Consider the following 16331-nt stretch of genomic DNA (forward strand, 5'->3'; position numbering starts at 1 on the left):
TGACACGCTGACACGCTGACACTCTGACGCGCTGGACGCGCCGCCGACGACCCGAGAGGACCACCGTGCCCCGACTGCTCTTCGTCCACGCCCACCCCGACGACGAGACGCTGACGTGCGGCATCGCCATGGCCCACCACGTCGCACGTGGCGACGAGGTGCACGTGCTGACGTGCACCCTGGGTGAGGAGGGCGAGGTCATCCCGCCGGGGCTGGCCGACCTCGAGGGCGACCCCGACGACCGTCTCGGGCCGTACCGGCACGGTGAGCTGACGCGGGCCCTCGCGCGGATCGGGGCCGTCTCGCACGTCCTCGGCGCCGACGAGGCGTCGGGGCGGCTCTCGCGCTACCGCGACTCCGGCATGGTGGGCTCGGCCGCCGCCGCCCGGCCCGAGGCGTTCGCGGCCGCGGACCTCGACATGGCCGGTGGTCTCGTCGCCGACCTCGTGCGCGAGCTGCGGCCCGACGTCGTCGTCACCTACGACGAGCACGGCGGCTACGGCCATCCCGACCACGTCCAGACGCACCGCGTCACGCGGCGCGCGCTCGAGATCCTCGACGACGCCGACCGGCCCGAGCGCGTCTACGAGATCCTCACGCCGGTCGGCTGGGCCCGCGAGGACCGCGCCTGGCTGGCCGCCGCCGACCCCGCCGTGCTCGACACCGCCGCGTGGTGGAGCCGCCAGGACCTCGGCCCGGAGGCGCCCGAGCCGCCGCGGCTCGTCGTTCCCGCCGCCGACGACCCGTTCCCGCCCTCGGTCGTCGACGACGACCGCGTGACGCACGCCGTGGTCGACGAGGACGCGCGGGCGGTCCAGAACGATGCGCTGCGGGAGCACGCGACGCAGGTCATCGTCGCGAGTGAGGACGTGCACGCCCTCTCCAACCTCGTCGCCGCGCGGACGACGGCCCGCGAGGGCTTCCGCCGCGTCGACCCGCTCACCTGGGAGACCGTGGGCGGTCCCGTCGAGCCGGGTGAGGCGGGCCTGCTCGCCTGACCGAGAACAACGATCTCGTCACGGAGCCGACACCTCGTGGTGCTTCGCCGACATCGGACATCGGCGGCGCTACCTTCGTGCCACACGATGTCCCCTCCCCGGAGAACCGATGGCCCACGACTGGTCCGACGACACGCGCCGCGAGCGGCGCTCGACCGTGCTGCGCCTGCTCGTGGCCACGGTCGTCCTCGGAGGCGGCTACGCGGGCCTCTGCGTGTGGTCCTCGCAGCACGTCCCCGCGTCCGTGTCGGTCGGCGGCATCCGGGTCGGCGGGATGACGTCCGAGTCCGCCCGGGCGGCCATCGACAAGGCCTCGCGGTCGCTGCTCGACACGCCCATCGCCCTCACCGTGGCGGGGCGCGCGGAGCCGCTGCAGGTCGTCCCGCGCGACGCCGGCCTCACGGTCGACGCCGAGCGCTCCCTCGAGGGGCTCACCGGCTTCACGCTCGACCCGCGGGTCGTCTGGGGCAAGCTCACGGGGTCCGTGCGGGCGCCGCTCCTGACGAACGCGGACGACGAGGCGCTCACCGCCTACCTCGACCGGCTCGCGCCCGGGCTGGCCGTCGCGCCCGTGGAGGGCCGGGTGACCTTCCCCGGCGGCTCCGTCGCGGTCGACATGCCGGTGCCGGGGAGCGCACTCGACGTGGCTGCGACGAAGCTCGCGCTGCGCCGGGCCTTTCCCGACTCGACCCGGGCCACGGCCGCGGTGCGCCCGGTGCCCCCCGCCGTGAGCGCCGACGTCGTCCAGCAGGTCGGCTCGCAGTTCGGCAGCACGGCGATGTCGCGGCCGCTCACCCTCGTGTCCGGCTCGACCCGCGTCCTGGTCGCCCCGGCCGAGTACGCCCCGATGGTCTCCGTGGTGCCCGACGGGTCCGGTGGTCTCACGCCGACGTTCGACGAGCCCGGTCTCGCCCGGCTCGTCGCCGGCAAGGTGACCGTGACGACCCGCGCGGCGAGCAACGCCCGCTGGGTGTTCGAGCCCGACAACGGCAGGCCGCGACTGCTGCCCTCGGTCGACGGGTTGACGGTCGACGAGGACGCCGTGGCCAAGCGGGTCGTCGCCGCGATCTCGGGCACCGACCGCACGGTCGACGTGCGCCCGGCCGTCGCCCGGCCGCCCTTCACGACCCAGGACGCCCAGAAGGCCGGTGTCACGAGCCTCGTCGTCGACTTCCGCTCGCCCTTCCCGACGAACGACACGACGCGCACCAACAACCTCGTCGTCGCGACGAAGCGCATCAACGGCACCTACGTGCCACCCGGGGGCACCTTCAGCCTCAACGGGATCCTCGGCGAGCGCACCGAGGACAAGGGGTATGCCGACGGCACCGTCATCATCGACGGCAGGCTGACGCGCGGCACCGGTGGCGGCATCAGCCAGGTGTCCACGGTCGTCTACAACATGGCGTACTTCGCCGGCGTCGACTTCCTCGAGTTCAGCCCCCACGCGTTCTTCATCCCGCGCTACCCGGAGGGCCGTGAGGCCACCGTCTACTGGCCGACGATCGACAACAGGTGGAAGAACGAACCCCCTACGGGATGCTCCTTCAGACCTGGGTCGAGGGCGGCTACGTCCACGGACGGGTGTGGAGCACGAAGACGTGGGACATCAGGTCGGTCAAGGGTCCACGGCGAAACGTCGTGCCCCCCAAGACGATTCGCACCAACAGCCTGAAGTGCTACCCGCAGCAGGCCAACCCGGGCTTCGACGTCACCGTGACCCGGCAGTGGTACCGACCGGGGTCGGGCACCCTCGTCAGGAGCGAGCCGGTCAGCACCCACTACGTGCCCGAGGACCGCATCATCTGCACGAACCCCGCCGCCACGCCGCCGTGACCCAGGACCGGGTCGGGGAGGCTCCGACGCTCCGCGGCCCTCAGGCGGTCGGTCGGGCGAGGTAGGTGTACTCGTGGTGCACGCCGAACCCGAGGTCCTCCCAGAACGCGACGCCGTCGGCGTTGTCGGCCGAGACCTGCAGGTAGATCGCGGGCATGTTGTTCTCGCGGGCGACCATGGCGATCGCCGAGACGACGGTCGTGGCCAGGCCCTTGCGGCGGTGCTCGGGGTGCACCCAGAGGCCGAAGATGCCGGCCCACCCGGGGTGGATCGCCATGCGTGCCAGGGCGACGATGCGCTTCGTCTCGGGGTCGGTGACCGAGAGGAAGAGCTGCCCGTCGCTGCCCGTGAGGACCGCCTCGGTGGCGCCCGGCACGATCGTGCGCTGCTCGCCGTAGCTCATGAGCCAGTCGAGCTTGAGCTCGGCGTCGGCGGTGACCGGGGCGGACGCCTCGGTGAGCGGCGGCACGGCGGCGGACAGGCCGGTCATGACGAGCACGCGCTGCCAGTCGTCGCGACCGCCGCCGATGGCGTAGCCGCGTGCGAGCAGCGCTGCGGCAGCAGGGATCTCGTCGACGGCGAACCCGCGCTCGCCGTTGACCTGGAAGATCGGGGGGCGGTCGCGCTCGGCGTACCACCTCTCGACGAAGTCGATGGCCTTGTCGAGCGGCAGGCTCGGGTCGCCCACGACGAGCGCCGAGTTGGCGCGACCGGTGAAGCCGTCTGAGGCTCGGAGCACCCAGTCGCCGATGCCGCCGCGGTCGAGCGCCTGCCAGCCCTTGGCCATGAGCTTCTCGAGGTCGTCGACCGACACCCGCTCGTGTGCACGGCCCGGGCGGCTGGCCGGCGGCGGCACGTCCTTGGCGGCGACGACGTCAGCACGGATCAGCTTCACCCGCTCCGTCTTCGTGTCGACGATGAGGAAGTCGTCGTTGCGGGCGACGAGCTCGCCGAGGAAGTCGGTGGCGGCGGCCTCCGCGCCCTCGGCGAGGCGGTAGCGCACGACGACCCTGCTGCCGATCGTCAGGCCCGCGGTCAGGCGGTGGCCGGGGGTGTCGGTGGCTGCGGCGGGGGAGAGCGGAGCCGCCTCCGGGCCCTTCGGGGTGTCCTCCGAGGACGTCGTCTCCGGGTCGGTCTCATCCGTGGGGCCGTGCGTGGGCTCGCCGTTCATGTCCGGCATACTAGGCGGTGCAGCATCCGCTCCCGAACGCTCCACAGCAGGAGGTCCGCTCCCCATGACCTATGTCATTGCCCAGCCTTGCGTCGATCTCAAGGACCGTGCCTGCATCGAGGAGTGTCCGGTCGACTGCATCTACGAGGGCAAGCGGTCGCTCTACATCCACCCCGACGAGTGCGTCGACTGTGGCGCCTGTGAGCCCGTGTGCCCCGTCGAGGCGATCTACTACGAGGACGACGTCCCCGAGCAGTGGGCCGACTACTACAACGCCAACGTCGAGTTCTTCAACGACCTCGGCAGCCCCGGCGGCGCCGCCAAGCTCGGCGTCATCGACAAGGACCACCCGCTCATCGAGGCACTGCCGCCGCAGGAACACGACGAGTGACCGTGCCCGGCGTGCCCCTCGCCTCCGTGCGTGGGCTCGACCTGCCGGACTTCCCGTGGGACTCGCTCGCGCCGTACAAGGCGCGAGCGGTCGCGCATCCGGAGGGCATCGTCGACCTGTCGGTCGGTACGCCGGTCGACCCGACGCCCGAGGTCGTCCGCCGGGCGCTCGCCGACGCGGCCGACGCCCCGGGCTACCCCCTGACCGTCGGTACCGCCGACCTGCGGGCCGCGATCTGCGAGTGGTTCGAGCGTCGCCGCGGCGTCCCCGGCCTGAGCGCGGACGCGGTGCTGCCGACCATCGGGAGCAAGGAGCTCGTCGCCTGGCTGCCGACCCTGCTCGGGCTGCGCGCCGGTGACGTCGTCGGCATCCCGGCGGTCGCCTACCCGACCTACGACATCGGCGCGCGCATCGCCGGCGCGACGGGTGTCGTCGCGCAGTCGCTGACGAGCCTCGGCCCGCTCACGGCCGCCACGACGCCGAAGCTGCTGTGGCTCAACAGTCCGGGCAACCCCAACGGCCAGGTGCTGGGCGTCCCGCACCTGCGCAAGGTCGTCGAGTGGGCGCGCCGGCACGGCGTCGTCGTCGCCAGCGACGAGTGCTACGCCGAGCTCGACTGGCGCGAGGGCCAGGTCGGCACGGCGACGCCGAGCATCCTGCACCCCGACGTCTGCGGCGGCTCACACGAGGGTCTGCTCGCCGTCTACTCGCTGTCCAAGCAGTCCAACCTCGCCGGCTACCGCGCCGCGTTCGTCGCCGGCGACCCGGCCCTCGTCGGCGCGATCCTCGAGGTGCGCAAGCACGCCGGCATGATCATGCCCACACCCGTCCAGCACGCCATGGCCGTCGCCCTGCGTGACGACACCCACGTGCAGGCGCAGCGGGCGGCATACGCCCACCGGCGCGAGCTGCTGCTCGCGGCCGTCGCGCGAGCGGGGCTGCGCGTCGACCACTCCGAGGCGGGGCTCTACCTCTGGGCCACCCGCGAGGAGGACTGCTGGGCAACAGTTTCCGATCTCGCCGACCGCGGCATCCTCGTCGCGCCGGGCTCGTTCTACGGCGCAGCCGGCGGCCAGCACGTGCGCATCGCGCTCACGGCCACCGACGAACGCATCGCCGCCGCCTGCTCCCGGCTCTGACTCCGAGGTCGTTTCGCCCCCGTTCGGGCGCTGCGTCGTGCGGTGGTATGGGATGGACCTGTTTTCTCAGCGGACCCGGCGCTGGGGTAACGTCGCTCGCGGATACGTCCGGCGCCGTTGGGCCGGAGTTACAGGAGGCGAGGAACAGTGACGAAGGCAGTGGACGCGACACTCAAGGTCGCAGACAAGGAACTCACGTTCCCGGGAGTCGACGCCGTCGAGGGCAACGACGGGCTCGGGGTGGGGTCCCTGCTCAAGGAGACCGGCCTCGTCACCTATGACGTCGGCTTCGTCAACACGGCGTCGTGCAAGAGCGCCATCACCTACATCGACGGTGACGAGGGCATCCTGCGCTACCGCGGGTACCCGATCGCCGAGCTGGCCGAGAAGTCCACGTTCGTCGAGGTCTCCTACCTGCTCATCTACGGCGAGCTGCCCACGCCCGAGGAGCTGACCCGCTTCGAGGACTCGATCCGCCGGCACACGATGCTGCACGAGGACCTCCGCGCGTTCTTCAACGGCTTCCCGCGTGACGCGCACCCGATGCCCGTGCTCAGCTCGGCCGTCTCGGCGCTCGGCACGTTCTACCAGGACAGCCTCGACCCCTTCGACCAGGAGCAGGTCGAGATCTCGACCGTCCGCCTCCTCGCCAAGCTGCCGACCATCGCGGCCATGGCGCACAAGAAGAGCGTCGGCCAGCCGTACATGTACCCCGACAACTCGCTGTCGTTCGTCGAGAACTTCCTGCGGATGACGTTCGGCTACCCCGTCGAGCCCTACGAGGTCGACCCGACCGTCGCCAAGGCCCTCGACCTGCTCTTCATCCTGCACGCCGACCACGAGCAGAACTGCTCGACCTCGACGGTGCGTCTCGTCGGCTCGGCCCACGCGAACCTCTTCAACTCGGTCTCGGCCGGCATCCACGCCCTGTCCGGCCCGCTCCACGGCGGCGCCAACCAGGCCGTCCTCGAGATGCTCGGCAAGCTCCACGAGTCGGGCGACGACCCGAAGAAGTTCATGGAGAAGGTCAAGAACAAGGAGGACGGTGTCCGCCTCATGGGCTTCGGGCACCGCGTCTACAAGAACTACGACCCGCGCGCGGCCATCATCAAGAAGGCCGCCGACGACATCCTCGAGAAGCTCGGCCAGAACGACCCGCTCCTCGAGATCGCCAAGGGCCTCGAGGAGATCGCCCTGGCCGACGACTACTTCGTCGAGCGCAAGCTCTATCCGAACGTCGACTTCTACACCGGCCTCATCTACAAGGCCATGGGCTTCGAGTCGAAGATGTTCACGGTGCTCTTCGCCATCGGCCGCCTGCCGGGCTGGATCGCCCAGTGGCGCGAGATGATGACCGACCCCGAGACGAAGATCGGCCGCCCGCGCCAGATCTACACCGGCGAGGCCCAGCGCAGCTACCCCGCCTGACGGTCCGCCCTCGGGTCCCGCACGATCCGTCCGATGCCCCCGCCCCTCCAGGGACGGGGGCATCGGCATGATGGGGCGATGGCCAAGTACCTCGTCAACGACGCGGCCGTCGCCCGGTGCCGCGAGCTCATCGACGCCCGCCAGTACGTCCTCGACAGCGACTGGGGTCAGGTCCAGCCGGACGCCGAGGCGCAGAACGCCTACCTCGAGCGGCACTCGTGGGACGACTACGCCGCCTGGCACCTCGGCCTGACCGAGGGCGCCAACGACGGGACCAAGGCGCGCTACGCGTTCGTCGTCGGGGACTTCCGACGCGTGCACCGCACGGCGCTCATCGCCTGCGTCTACCGGGCGAGCGAGTGGCGGCACAAGGACGTCGAGCTGGCTGCGCACGATCTGCTCCAGCAGCTCGACCGCGTGTCCGGCTGACGCAGCCCCGGCCGTACCGATCCTTCCGGGAGCGGGCGGAGGGCGTATGCCGCCCGGCTCAGCCGAGCTCGATCGTGACCGTCGTGCCGTCCGCGCCGGCCGACCAGCCCTCGTCACCGGCCGCTCGGTCCCAGACCCGGTCACCGATGCTGACCTTGCTCGCCCCGTAGATCTCGGCCCGGGCGACGGCCCACTGGGCGACGGCCCACGCGGTCGTGCGGTCGCGGGCCGTGACGGTGAGGGAGCCCTCGCCGGGGCGGACCGAGGTCACGCCCATCTGCTCGGACAGGTCGCTCGCGACGCGCTGGGGCGTGAGGCTCGACTTGACGGCGTCGAGGCGGCACGTCAGACCGGCGGGGGAGTGCCCGGTCAGCGTCGAGGCGAGCACCCGGCCCTGGCCCTCGTGGTCGCGGTAGGCCTCGGGGAAGCCGCTCTTCTGGACGCGCTGCGCGATCTTCGTGATGTCGGCCGTCTCGTAGCCCTTGTACTTCTCGAGAGCGTCGTAGAACGCGTTCGTCGCGTGGACGGGGTCGAGGATCTGCTCCTTCGTGCCCCAGCCCTGGCTCGGCCGCTGCTGGAACAGGCCGAGGGAGTCGCGGTCGCCGTAGCGCAGGTTGCGGATCTTCGACTCCTGGAAGGCGGTCGTCAGCGCGATCGTGGCCGCACGCGGCGGCATCCCGCGCTCGATCGACAGGGCCGCGATGAGGGCGGCGTTGGCGGTCTGGTCGGGGTCGAAGGTCTCGGTGATCCCGCCGGCCTTGATCGTGCACTCCGGGTTGACGACGCTCTGGATGAGGAAGCGGGCGCCGAACCAGCCGGCCGTGCCGACGACGGCGACCACGAGCAGGATCGGCACCCAGCGGCGTCGGCGACGTGCACGGGGGCGGCCCCTGGAGTCGGCAAGGGTCGGGCCCGGTCGGTTCTTCGGCATGGGGTCCTCGGGTGGTCCGGCTCTGGTCTGAACCGGTGGTGTCCGGTCTGGGTCAGTCGTTGGCGTGCAGTGCGGCGTTCAGGGTGATGCCCGTCCCCGCACGGTCGCGGGCCTCGACGGCACCGGTCACGCTGTTGCGGATGAACAGGATGTTGCTCGACCCCGACAGCTCCCTGGCCTTGACCACGGTGCCGTCGGGCAGGGTCACCTTGGTGCCCGCCGTCACGTAGAGCCCGGCCTCGACGACGCAGTCGTCCCCGAGCGCGATGCCGATGCCGCCGTTGGCTCCGACCAGACAACGCTCACCGATGCTGACGCGTTCCGTCCCGCCACCGGACAAGGTGCCCATGATCGAGGCGCCGGCCCCGATGTCGGAGCCGTCGCCGACGACGACCCCCTGGACGATGCGGCCCTCGACCATGGAGGTGCCGAGCGTGCCGGCGTTGAAGTTGCAGAAGCCCTCGTGCATGACGGTCGTGCCGGCCGAGAGGTGGGCACCGAGGCGCACCCGGTCGGCGTCGGCGATGCGAACGCCCTGCGGCACGACGAAGTCGGTCATCCGCGGGAACTTGTCGACGCCGTAGACGGCGACGTGCTGGCCCCGGGCCCGCAGCCGCATCCGCGTCTGCTCGAAGCCGTCGACGGCGCAGGCACCCGCGCTCGTCCAGACGATGTTCGGCAGCGCGCCGAAGACGCCGTCGAGGTTGATCGTGTTGGGCTCGACGAGGCAGTGCGAGAGCAGGTGCAGGCGCAGGTAGGCGTCGGGCGCGTCGGCCGGGGGAGCGTCGAGGTCGATCTCGACGAGCCGGACCTCGGTGCGCACGCGGCGTGCCTCGTCGGCGCCGACGAGGGCGTCGAGGCCCTCGGGGACGGCCGCGTCGGCCGGGCGCTCACCGAGCGCCGGCTGCGGGAACCACGTGTCGAGCACCTGCCCGTCGTCCGTGGTCGTCGTCAGTCCGTGTCCCCATGCGTTGCGCTCCGACATGGCCGCAAGGATATGGGGCCGGCGGGCGCCGGTGTCACGCGGACCCGACCCGTGGTCACCGGGACGGTCGCGGCCCGGCGGTCCGCTGCCGTCACGACGTGGTGACCTCCGGATAGCCTTCCCGTATGCCGTCCACCTCGCCGTCCGCCGACCCGACCACCGTCCCCGCCGACGCGGGTGCCCGTGGCAGCACCCTCGACCTGTCCGCCGACGTCACGTCGCTCACGGCGGCGATCTGCGACATCGAGTCGGTCAGCCAGGACGAGGCGGCGCTCGCCGACGCGATCGAGTCGGCCCTGCGGCCCCTCGCGCACCTCGAGGTCGTCCGCGACGGCGACACCGTCGTCGCCCGCACCTCCCTCGGCCGCTCCGAGCGCGTCGTGCTGGCCGGACACATCGACACCGTGCCGCTCACGGCGGTCCCCAACCTGCCCACGCGCCGGGTCGACGGCGAGCTCTGGGGCCGGGGCACGGTCGACATGAAGGGCGGCGTCGGCGTCATGCTCCGCATCGCCGCCCAGGTGCCCGAGCCGAGCCGCGACCTGACCTTCCTCTTCTACGAGTGCGAGGAGATCGACGGGAAGTACAACGGTCTCGCCCGGCTCGCCGAGACGTCGCCGGACCTGCTCGCCGGTGACTTCGCCGTCCTGCTCGAGCCGACCGACGGCGCCATCGAGGGCGGCTGCAAGGGCACGCTGCGCGCCGAGATCGTGACGAAGGGCGTCGCCGCCCACTCGGCCCGGCCGTGGAAGGGCCACAACGCCATCCACGACGCCGCCGTCGTGCTCTCCCGCCTGACGGCCTACGAGGCCGAGACCATCACCGTCGACGGGCTCGACTACCACGAGGCCCTCCAGGCCGTCGGCATCAGCGGCGGGATCGCCGGCAACGTCATCCCCGACCGCTGCACCGTCACGGTCAACTACCGCTACGCCCCCGACAAGAACACCGAGGAGGCCTTCGCCCACGTGCGCCAGGTCTTCGAGGGCTTCGACGTCACGCTGGCCGACGCGGCCGACGGTGCCCGGCCGGGCCTGCTGCTGCCCGCCGCCAAGGCGTTCATCGACGCACTGGGGGTCCCGGTCAACCCGAAGGAGGGCTGGACCGACGTCGCGCGCTTCTCGGCGCTCGGCATCCCGGCCGTCAACTTCGGGCCCGGCGACCCCAACCTCGCGCACATGGACGACGAGCGCTGCCCGGTCGAGCAGTACGTCGACGCCGAGGCCGCCCTGCTGCGCTGGCTCCGCTGACCTCTCCGCATAGGGTGGCGCTGTGACCGACCACCAGCCCGCACCCGTCACCCCGGGGAGCCCGCACGAGGACCGGCGCCAGACCGGACCGGTGACGCTGCGCCGTCACAAGGTGCCCGTGACGACGACCGACCAGCGACTGCTCGAGGCGCACCAGCCGAACGATTGGCTGCACGCCGACCCGTGGCGGGTCATGCGCATCCAGTCCGAGTTCGTCGAGGGCTTCGGCACGCTGTCCGAGCTCGGGCCGGCGGCCGCGGTGTTCGGCTCGGCGCGCACCCGACCCGACGACCCGGCATACGCCATGGGGGTCGAGGTGGGGCGCCTGCTGGCGGAGGCCGGCTACGCCGTCATCACCGGCGGCGGGCCGGGCGCGATGGAGGCCGCCAACAAGGGTGCCTTCGAGGCCAGGGGGACGTCGGTCGGGCTCGGCATCGAGCTGCCCTTCGAGACGGGGCTCAACGAGTACGTCGACCTCGGCATCAACTTCCGCTACTTCTTCGCCCGCAAGGTCATGTTCCTCAAGTACTCGCGGGGCTTCATCGTGCTGCCGGGCGGCTTCGGCACCCTCGACGAGCTCTTCGAGGCGGTCACCCTCGCCCAGACGCAGAAGGTCACCGAGTTCCCGATCGTGCTGATGGGCGCCGCCTACTGGCAGGGCCTCATCGACTGGCTGCGCGACACCGTCCTCGACAACGGCATGATCAGCCCCTCCGACCTCGACCGCCTCATCGTCACCGACGACCCGCACGAGGCCGTCAAGGCGATCCGCACCTACGAGGAGCCGCGCGCGTGAAGTGGTTCATCCTCTTCGTCGGGATCGTCGTCCTGTGCCTCGTCGTCGCGCTCATCCTCGGGCTCGCCGGAGGCGGCCTCGGCCGCAACACGACGAGCCTGAGCCACGAGCCGCTGCCCGACGAGCCGATCCGCGACACCGACTTCGACGACCTCGTCTTCGACGTGGGCGCCCGGGGCTACCGGATGAGCCAGGTCGACGGGGTCGTCGACCGGCTGCGTCGCGAGCTGCGGGAGAAGGACGAGGAGATCGCGGTGCTGCGCGGGGACGCCCCCGCCGACCCCGCCGAGCCCGAGCCCGCCGACCCCATGCACGCCGAGGCCGCCGAGCAGAACGAGCCTGCGACCGGAGCGGCCGAGCTCGAGGCCGAGTCCGCCGAGCCGAAGGCGGAGTCCGCCGAGCCCGCCGATTCTGCCGATTCTGCCGAGTCCTCGGAGCCCACCGAGCAGTCCGATCCGACGGTCGGCCGCGAACGCACCACATGACCGAGGTGCTCTCCGTGCGTTCGCGCGGCGTCTTCCTCGCCTGGGTGCTCGCGGTCTACGCGATGGCCCGGGTCGTCACGACGACGATCCTGCTGCTCGTCATGCAGCACCAGGTGCCGTCCGGCATGACCGGCGGCGACGACGTGCACGTGTCGTACTTCCCGTTCACCGCCCTCTGGGACGGTCAGTGGTACCAGACGATCGCCCAGCACGGGTACCCCTCCGAGCTGCCCGTCGGCCAGGGCGGCGCCGTCCAGCAGAACCCGTGGGCGTTCTACCCGCTCTTCCCGCTCATGGCCCGCGGCGGGATGGCCCTGACCGGGCTCGACTTCCCGGCCGTGGGCTCCACGATCGCCCTGCTCTGCGGCGCCGGTGCGGCCGTGCTCATGGGACTGCTGCTGCGCGACCGCATCGGCGACCCGGCGGCATACCTCGTCGTCGCCCTGTGGGCGAGCTTCCCCGCGTCGGTGACGCTGCAGCTGGCCTACACCGAGTCCCTCGCCATGCTGCTCCTCGTCGGCTACCTCTATGCGCTCGCCCGGGAGCGCTGGCTCGTCGCGACCGCCGTGGCCCTCCTCGTCGGGCTCTCGCGTCCGATCGCCGTGCCGCTGGGACTCGTCACGCTCGTCGTCGTCGTCATGCGCTGGCGCGCACGACGCGAGCGCCCGATCAGTCCCGGCACGTATGCCGCCATGCTCGCCTCGCTCGTCGGCTGCGGTGTCGCCGGGCTGCTGTGGCCCGCCGTCGCGTGGTGGCGCACCGGCGTGCCGTCGGCCTACACCGACACCATGGCGTCGTGGCGGGGCTCGGGCACCGTCGAGCCGTTCACGCCGTGGGTCGGCATGTCGGAGTATGCGTTCGGCGAGACGTGGGGGCCGGTCATGCTCGTCGTCGTGCCGCTCGTCGTCATCGCGATGGTGGCCGGGCCGTGGGCGCGCAACCTCGGCGCCGACCTGCGCACGTGGACGCTGGCCTACCCGGCCTACCTCGCAGCGGTGCTCGACCCGTTCACGAGCATCTTCCGCTACCTCATCCCGCTCTTCCCGCTCCTCGTCGTCCTGCTCGGCGCGGGCTGGGCCGACCGGCGCGGCAACACGTGGAAGCGGATGCTGTGGCGCTTCGTCCCCCTCCTCGTCCTCAGCATCGTCGGCCAGTACTACTGGACCGACATCCTCTGGCGCTTCGTCCCCCCGAGTGACTATCCGCCGTGACCTGAGCCGTCGCCGGTGCCCGTGCCACCGAGACGGCCAGCCATCGAGGATCTGCAGATGGACCGCCGGATCGTCCTGCATCCGATGGTGTCATCACGCCACCAGATGCCCGACGATCGGGGGAACATGCTCCCGTGGCCGTCTCCTCGCCCGTCCACCGGAGACGGTCCACAGCCTTCCGGCGCCGCCACCCCCTGTCCACAGCCGCCCTGCCGAGGAGAGCCGGCGGCGGTCAGCAGGGCCAGCCTGAGGTCATGAGCCTCCCGGACTCCACGCTCGTGCTCGCACGCTCACAGCACGGCGTCGTCACTCGACGTCAGCTGCTCGAGGCCGGTGTCAGCCGCGACACCCTCCGGTGGAGGGTCGGCCGCGACTGGCGGTTGCTGCTCCCTGGCGTCTACGCCTTGCAGACCGGGCTGTCGTCGGAGCGGCAACGCCTCGTCGCCGCACAGCTGGCCGGCGGGGACGAAGCCTGGCTCGCAGGATCGACCGCCTCCGCCCTGCACGGGTTGAGGTCGAGTTCGGTCAGCCTGCCGATCCGGGTGCTCGTGCCCGCGCCCAGGCGGTCGCGCCGCGTCGCCTGGGTCGACATCCGGAGCACAACGCTGACCGGCGAGCCCGTCGTCGAGCGAGACGGGCTGCGCATCGGTTGCCTGGCTCGAGCAGTCGTCGACGCCGCGGCCGAGACGCCCGACGAGCGACGCGCCCGGGCGCTCGTGATCGAGGCGGTCCAGCGTCGCCTCGTGCGGCTCGACGACCTCGAGCACTGGGTCGATGCGCGCGGGCGGCACGGCTCCGTCCGCCTGCGCCGCATGCTGGTCGAGGTCGCCGCCGGTGCATGGTCGGTGCCCGAGTCCGACCTGCTCGCCCTGATCCGGACGTCGCGTAGCCTTCCTGCGCCACTGGCCAACCCCGTGCTCACCGGTCCCACCGGCGAGGAGCTGACCTCGCCCGATGTGTGGTTCGACGACGTGGGCATGGCCGTGCTGGTGCAGTCTCGTGCGTTCCACTCCGACGGCCTCGACTGGGACGCCACCGTGGAGCAGGGCTCGGACCTGTCGGCGGTGCGCGTCGTGGTGGTCGGAGTGACGCCCGCGGCACTGGCTCGCGACCCCAGCGCGCAGCTGCACCGGATCGAGCGCGCCCACGCGGCCGCCCTGCGGTCCGGGACGCGCGCTCCGGTGACAGCCACTCCACGTCTGACACTGCCGATTGCGCGGACGGGCTGAGTTCCGCCGCATGGTGCGACGGATGGTCCTGCGTCCGGTGGCGTCAGAACCCCACCAGGGGCAGGACCAAAGGACGTTCCACCAGCTGGGGTCTGGCGCCAGTCCGTGGACCCGACGCGAACGTCAGGTGCCGGTGTAGGTGGGCTTCTCCTTGGCCAGGAAGGCGTCGACGGCGGCCCGGTGGTCGCTGCTGCCACCCGTCAGCGCCATGAGCTCGGCCTCGTGGGCCAGCGCCGCGGGCAGGTCGGCGCCGGCGGAGTAGGCCACGGCCCGCCGGATCGAGCCGTAGGCGAGCGTCGGACCGTCGGCGAGCGTCCGAGCCAGCTCGGTCACGGCCGCCTCGAGCTCGTCGGCCGGCACGACCTTCGTGACGAGACCCAGGGCCAGCGCCTCGGACGCCGACACGGTGCGCGGCAGGAGCAGCAGCTCCTTGGCCCGCGCCGGCCCGACGAGCCGCGGCAGCGTCCACGACGCGCCCGAGTCGCACGAGAGCGCGATGCCCGCGAACGAGGTGTTGAGCCCGGCCTGCTCGGAGGCGACCCGGAAGTCGCAGGCGAGCGCGAAGCTCATCCCCGCGCCGGCCGCCACCCCGTTGAGGGCCGCGACGACGGGCTTGTTCATCGTCGAGAGCGCGATGACGATCGGGTTGTAGTGGTCGGTGACCGTCGTCTCGAGCGTCGAGGTCGGGTCACCGAGGCTGCGGACGTGCTCCTTGAGGTCCTGCCCGACGCAGAAGGCCCGCCCGGTCCCCGTGAGCACGACGCACCGCACGGCGGGGTCGTCGCCGACCTCGCGCAGGGCTGCCACGAGGGCGTCCTTGAGGGCGTTGTCGAGGCTGTTCATCGCCTCGGGCCGGTTGAGCCGGAGCCAGGCGATGCCGTCGGCGACCTCGACGAGCAGGGGCTCGGGGGCCGGCGAGGAGGGGGAGGCGGGCGTCTGCGTCATGGGCGCCACTCTGTCCCAATCCGTCCCCTCGTGGAAGCGCGACCGGCCTCGCGGGGCTCTGACGTGCCCTCTGTCACATCCCCAATTAGGTCTCGCAAACGAGACACGGAATAATGGGGCCAAAGACCGAGGATTCCTAGGGAAGGGGAACCATGGCAGCAATGAAGCCGAGGACCGGCGATGGCCCGCTCGAGGTCGTCAAGGAGGGCCGCGGCATCGTGCTGCGGATGCCCCTTGAGGGCGGCGGGCGTCTCGTCGTCGAGATGACCCCCGACGAGGCTGCAGCTCTGCGTGACGCGATCCAGGGTTGTGACGGCGTCAGCTGACCCTTCCGCCTACATCCAGGTTCGACGGCCCCTGACCTCACGGTCGGGGGCCGTTTCGCGTCTCAGGCCCCACGCGAGGGTGCGTATGCCGTCCGGCCGGCCGGACGGCATACGTGCTCTCAGCGCTTGACGGCGACGAGCAGGCCCTCGCCGACGGGCAGCAGCGACACGGTGAACTGGTCGTGCTCGCGGATGGCGCGACCGACCTCGCGGAGGGTGCGCGTCTCGGCGTCACGGTTGGCGGGGTCGGACTCCTTGTCGGTCCACGTCATGACGAGGGTGCCGCCGGAGCGCAGCAGGCGGGTGGCCTGCGTGAGGTACTCGGGGTACTCCTCCTTGTCGGCGTCGACGACGACGAGGTCGTAGGCGCCGTCGGTCATCCGGGGGAGCACCTCGAGGGCGCGGCCGGCGATGCAGCGGGTGCGCTGGTGGGCGATGCCGGCCGCCGCGAAGGCGTCGCGCGCGGCCCGCTGGTGCTCGGTCTCGAGGTCGATCGTCGTGAGGATGCCGTCGGCGGGCATGCCACCGAGCAGCCAGAGGCCCGAGGCGCCCGCGCCGGTGCCGATCTCCATGACGGCCTTGGCCCCTGTCGCGGCGGCGAGCATCTGGAGCACGGCGCCGACGCCGTTGCCGACGGCCGGCGCGCCGAGCTCCTCACCGCGGTGCGTGGCCTCCTCGACGTGCTCGCTCGGGGTGACGAACTCCTCGGCGTGCGACCACGCGGCGACCTTCTGGGTGCTCATGTTCGTCACCCTACTGTGACGTGCCGGACCGATTCGGC

General features: G+C 71.8%; 18 protein-coding genes. 13 read left to right on the top strand and 5 right to left on the bottom strand.

Features of this window, described 5'->3' with window-relative positions:
* The first annotated feature begins 65 nt into the window (after window positions 1-65).
* The 3 genes from mshB to ACSQ2D_RS05745 all read left to right on the top strand — a co-directional run bounded on the left by mshB (window position 66) and on the right by ACSQ2D_RS05745 (window position 2834).
* Window positions 66-998 carry an N-acetyl-1-D-myo-inositol-2-amino-2-deoxy-alpha-D-glucopyranoside deacetylase gene (gene mshB, locus ACSQ2D_RS05735; protein ID WP_435985021.1) on the top strand — a complete coding sequence of 311 codons (933 nt, stop codon included), beginning with the start codon at window positions 66-68 and terminating at the stop codon, window positions 996-998.
* A gap of 109 nt (window positions 999-1107) precedes the next feature.
* Entirely contained in the window at window positions 1108-2673 is a 1566-nt protein-coding gene (locus ACSQ2D_RS05740) for a VanW family protein (protein ID WP_435985022.1), read from the top strand.
* Window positions 2640-2834 (top strand): hypothetical protein, encoded by a 195-nt coding sequence (locus tag ACSQ2D_RS05745; protein WP_435985023.1) that lies wholly within the window; start codon window positions 2640-2642, stop codon window positions 2832-2834. Before ACSQ2D_RS05740 ends, ACSQ2D_RS05745 begins: the two co-directional genes overlap by 34 nt.
* 40 nt (window positions 2835-2874) lie before the next feature.
* On the opposite strand, the gene ACSQ2D_RS05750 is transcribed toward ACSQ2D_RS05745, so the two are convergent.
* Complete coding sequence (locus tag ACSQ2D_RS05750; RefSeq protein ID WP_435985024.1) at window positions 2875-4005, bottom strand: GNAT family N-acetyltransferase; 1131 nt, start codon at window positions 4003-4005, stop codon at window positions 2875-2877.
* Window positions 4006-4069: 64 nt separating this feature from the next.
* Between ACSQ2D_RS05750 and fdxA the strand changes: the two genes are divergently transcribed.
* From fdxA to ACSQ2D_RS05770, 4 genes are all read left to right on the top strand, one after another.
* Window positions 4070-4396, top strand: coding sequence for a ferredoxin (gene fdxA, locus ACSQ2D_RS05755; protein WP_020143133.1), 327 nt, complete (start codon window positions 4070-4072; stop codon window positions 4394-4396).
* Between the two features lie 2 nt (window positions 4397-4398).
* A complete protein-coding gene (gene dapC / locus ACSQ2D_RS05760; protein WP_435985025.1) occupies window positions 4399-5535 on the top strand; it encodes a succinyldiaminopimelate transaminase in 1137 nt (378 codons plus the stop codon).
* Between the two features lie 147 nt (window positions 5536-5682).
* Window positions 5683-6963 carry a citrate synthase gene (locus tag ACSQ2D_RS05765; protein ID WP_081633811.1) on the top strand — a complete coding sequence of 427 codons (1281 nt, stop codon included), beginning with the start codon at window positions 5683-5685 and terminating at the stop codon, window positions 6961-6963.
* Window positions 6964-7041: 78 nt separating this feature from the next.
* Window positions 7042-7392 carry a hypothetical protein gene (locus ACSQ2D_RS05770; protein ID WP_435985026.1) on the top strand — a complete coding sequence of 117 codons (351 nt, stop codon included), beginning with the start codon at window positions 7042-7044 and terminating at the stop codon, window positions 7390-7392.
* Window positions 7393-7450: 58 nt separating this feature from the next.
* Here the strand turns inward: ACSQ2D_RS05770 and ACSQ2D_RS05775 are convergent, their stop codons facing one another.
* Both ACSQ2D_RS05775 and dapD read right to left on the bottom strand, forming a co-directional pair.
* Window positions 7451-8323, bottom strand: coding sequence for a hypothetical protein (locus tag ACSQ2D_RS05775; protein WP_435985027.1), 873 nt, complete (start codon window positions 8321-8323; stop codon window positions 7451-7453).
* Between the two features lie 52 nt (window positions 8324-8375).
* Window positions 8376-9308, bottom strand: a complete 933-nt coding sequence (gene dapD, locus ACSQ2D_RS05780) for a 2,3,4,5-tetrahydropyridine-2,6-dicarboxylate N-succinyltransferase (RefSeq protein ID WP_435985028.1) — start codon at window positions 9306-9308, stop codon at window positions 8376-8378.
* Between the two features lie 125 nt (window positions 9309-9433).
* Here dapD and dapE point away from each other — a divergent pair, with 125 nt between their 5' ends.
* From dapE to ACSQ2D_RS05805, 5 genes are all read left to right on the top strand, one after another.
* Window positions 9434-10558 (top strand): succinyl-diaminopimelate desuccinylase, encoded by a 1125-nt coding sequence (dapE, locus tag ACSQ2D_RS05785; RefSeq protein WP_435985029.1) that lies wholly within the window; start codon window positions 9434-9436, stop codon window positions 10556-10558.
* A 22-nt stretch (window positions 10559-10580) separates the two neighbouring features.
* Window positions 10581-11354: a TIGR00730 family Rossman fold protein gene (locus ACSQ2D_RS05790; RefSeq protein ID WP_435985030.1), complete on the top strand. Its 774-nt coding sequence runs from the start codon at window positions 10581-10583 to the stop codon at window positions 11352-11354.
* Window positions 11351-11839: a cell division protein DivIVA gene (locus ACSQ2D_RS05795; RefSeq protein ID WP_435985031.1), complete on the top strand. Its 489-nt coding sequence runs from the start codon at window positions 11351-11353 to the stop codon at window positions 11837-11839. The genes ACSQ2D_RS05790 and ACSQ2D_RS05795 overlap by 4 nt, the downstream gene beginning before the upstream one ends.
* Window positions 11836-13050, top strand: a complete 1215-nt coding sequence (locus tag ACSQ2D_RS05800; protein WP_435985032.1) for a hypothetical protein — start codon at window positions 11836-11838, stop codon at window positions 13048-13050. The genes ACSQ2D_RS05795 and ACSQ2D_RS05800 overlap by 4 nt, the downstream gene beginning before the upstream one ends.
* A gap of 254 nt (window positions 13051-13304) precedes the next feature.
* Window positions 13305-14279 carry a type IV toxin-antitoxin system AbiEi family antitoxin domain-containing protein gene (locus tag ACSQ2D_RS05805; RefSeq protein WP_435985033.1) on the top strand — a complete coding sequence of 325 codons (975 nt, stop codon included), beginning with the start codon at window positions 13305-13307 and terminating at the stop codon, window positions 14277-14279.
* A 123-nt stretch (window positions 14280-14402) separates the two neighbouring features.
* Here ACSQ2D_RS05805 and ACSQ2D_RS05810 read toward each other — a convergent pair whose 3' ends face one another.
* The gene (locus ACSQ2D_RS05810; RefSeq protein WP_435985034.1) at window positions 14403-15224 is read right to left on the bottom strand and encodes an enoyl-CoA hydratase/isomerase family protein; all 822 of its coding nucleotides are present in this window, start codon (window positions 15222-15224) and stop codon (window positions 14403-14405) included.
* A gap of 152 nt (window positions 15225-15376) precedes the next feature.
* On the opposite strand from ACSQ2D_RS05810, the gene ACSQ2D_RS05815 reads away from it, so the two are divergent.
* Window positions 15377-15550: a DUF3117 domain-containing protein gene (locus tag ACSQ2D_RS05815; RefSeq protein WP_076262632.1), complete on the top strand. Its 174-nt coding sequence runs from the start codon at window positions 15377-15379 to the stop codon at window positions 15548-15550.
* Window positions 15551-15669: 119 nt separating this feature from the next.
* Here the strand turns inward: ACSQ2D_RS05815 and ACSQ2D_RS05820 are convergent, their stop codons facing one another.
* The gene (locus tag ACSQ2D_RS05820) at window positions 15670-16293 is read right to left on the bottom strand and encodes an O-methyltransferase (RefSeq protein ID WP_435985035.1); all 624 of its coding nucleotides are present in this window, start codon (window positions 16291-16293) and stop codon (window positions 15670-15672) included.
* Between the last annotated feature and the right edge of the window lie 38 nt (window positions 16294-16331).

Source organism: Terrabacter sp. LjRoot27 (genome assembly GCF_964254175.1).
Lineage (GTDB): Bacteria > Actinomycetota > Actinomycetes > Actinomycetales > Dermatophilaceae > Terrabacter.

Excerpts from the sequence above, each read along its gene's own strand:
- ACSQ2D_RS05820 (WP_435985035.1), bottom strand. The coding sequence starts at position 16,293 with ATGAGCACCCAGAAGGTCGCCGCGTGGTCGCACGCCGAGGAGTTCGTC.
- dapD (WP_435985028.1), bottom strand. The coding sequence starts at position 9,308 with ATGTCGGAGCGCAACGCATGGGGACACGGACTGACGACGACCACGGAC.
- ACSQ2D_RS05800 (WP_435985032.1), top strand. The coding sequence starts at position 11,836 with ATGACCGAGGTGCTCTCCGTGCGTTCGCGCGGCGTCTTCCTCGCCTGG.
- ACSQ2D_RS05750 (WP_435985024.1), bottom strand. The coding sequence starts at position 4,005 with ATGAACGGCGAGCCCACGCACGGCCCCACGGATGAGACCGACCCGGAG.
- ACSQ2D_RS05815 (WP_076262632.1), top strand. The coding sequence starts at position 15,377 with ATGGCAGCAATGAAGCCGAGGACCGGCGATGGCCCGCTCGAGGTCGTC.
- ACSQ2D_RS05775 (WP_435985027.1), bottom strand. The coding sequence starts at position 8,323 with ATGCCGAAGAACCGACCGGGCCCGACCCTTGCCGACTCCAGGGGCCGC.
- dapE (WP_435985029.1), top strand. The coding sequence starts at position 9,434 with ATGCCGTCCACCTCGCCGTCCGCCGACCCGACCACCGTCCCCGCCGAC.
- ACSQ2D_RS05805 (WP_435985033.1), top strand. The coding sequence starts at position 13,305 with ATGAGCCTCCCGGACTCCACGCTCGTGCTCGCACGCTCACAGCACGGC.
- fdxA (WP_020143133.1), top strand. The coding sequence starts at position 4,070 with ATGACCTATGTCATTGCCCAGCCTTGCGTCGATCTCAAGGACCGTGCC.
- ACSQ2D_RS05810 (WP_435985034.1), bottom strand. The coding sequence starts at position 15,224 with ATGACGCAGACGCCCGCCTCCCCCTCCTCGCCGGCCCCCGAGCCCCTG.
- ACSQ2D_RS05770 (WP_435985026.1), top strand. The coding sequence starts at position 7,042 with ATGGCCAAGTACCTCGTCAACGACGCGGCCGTCGCCCGGTGCCGCGAG.
- ACSQ2D_RS05740 (WP_435985022.1), top strand. The coding sequence starts at position 1,108 with ATGGCCCACGACTGGTCCGACGACACGCGCCGCGAGCGGCGCTCGACC.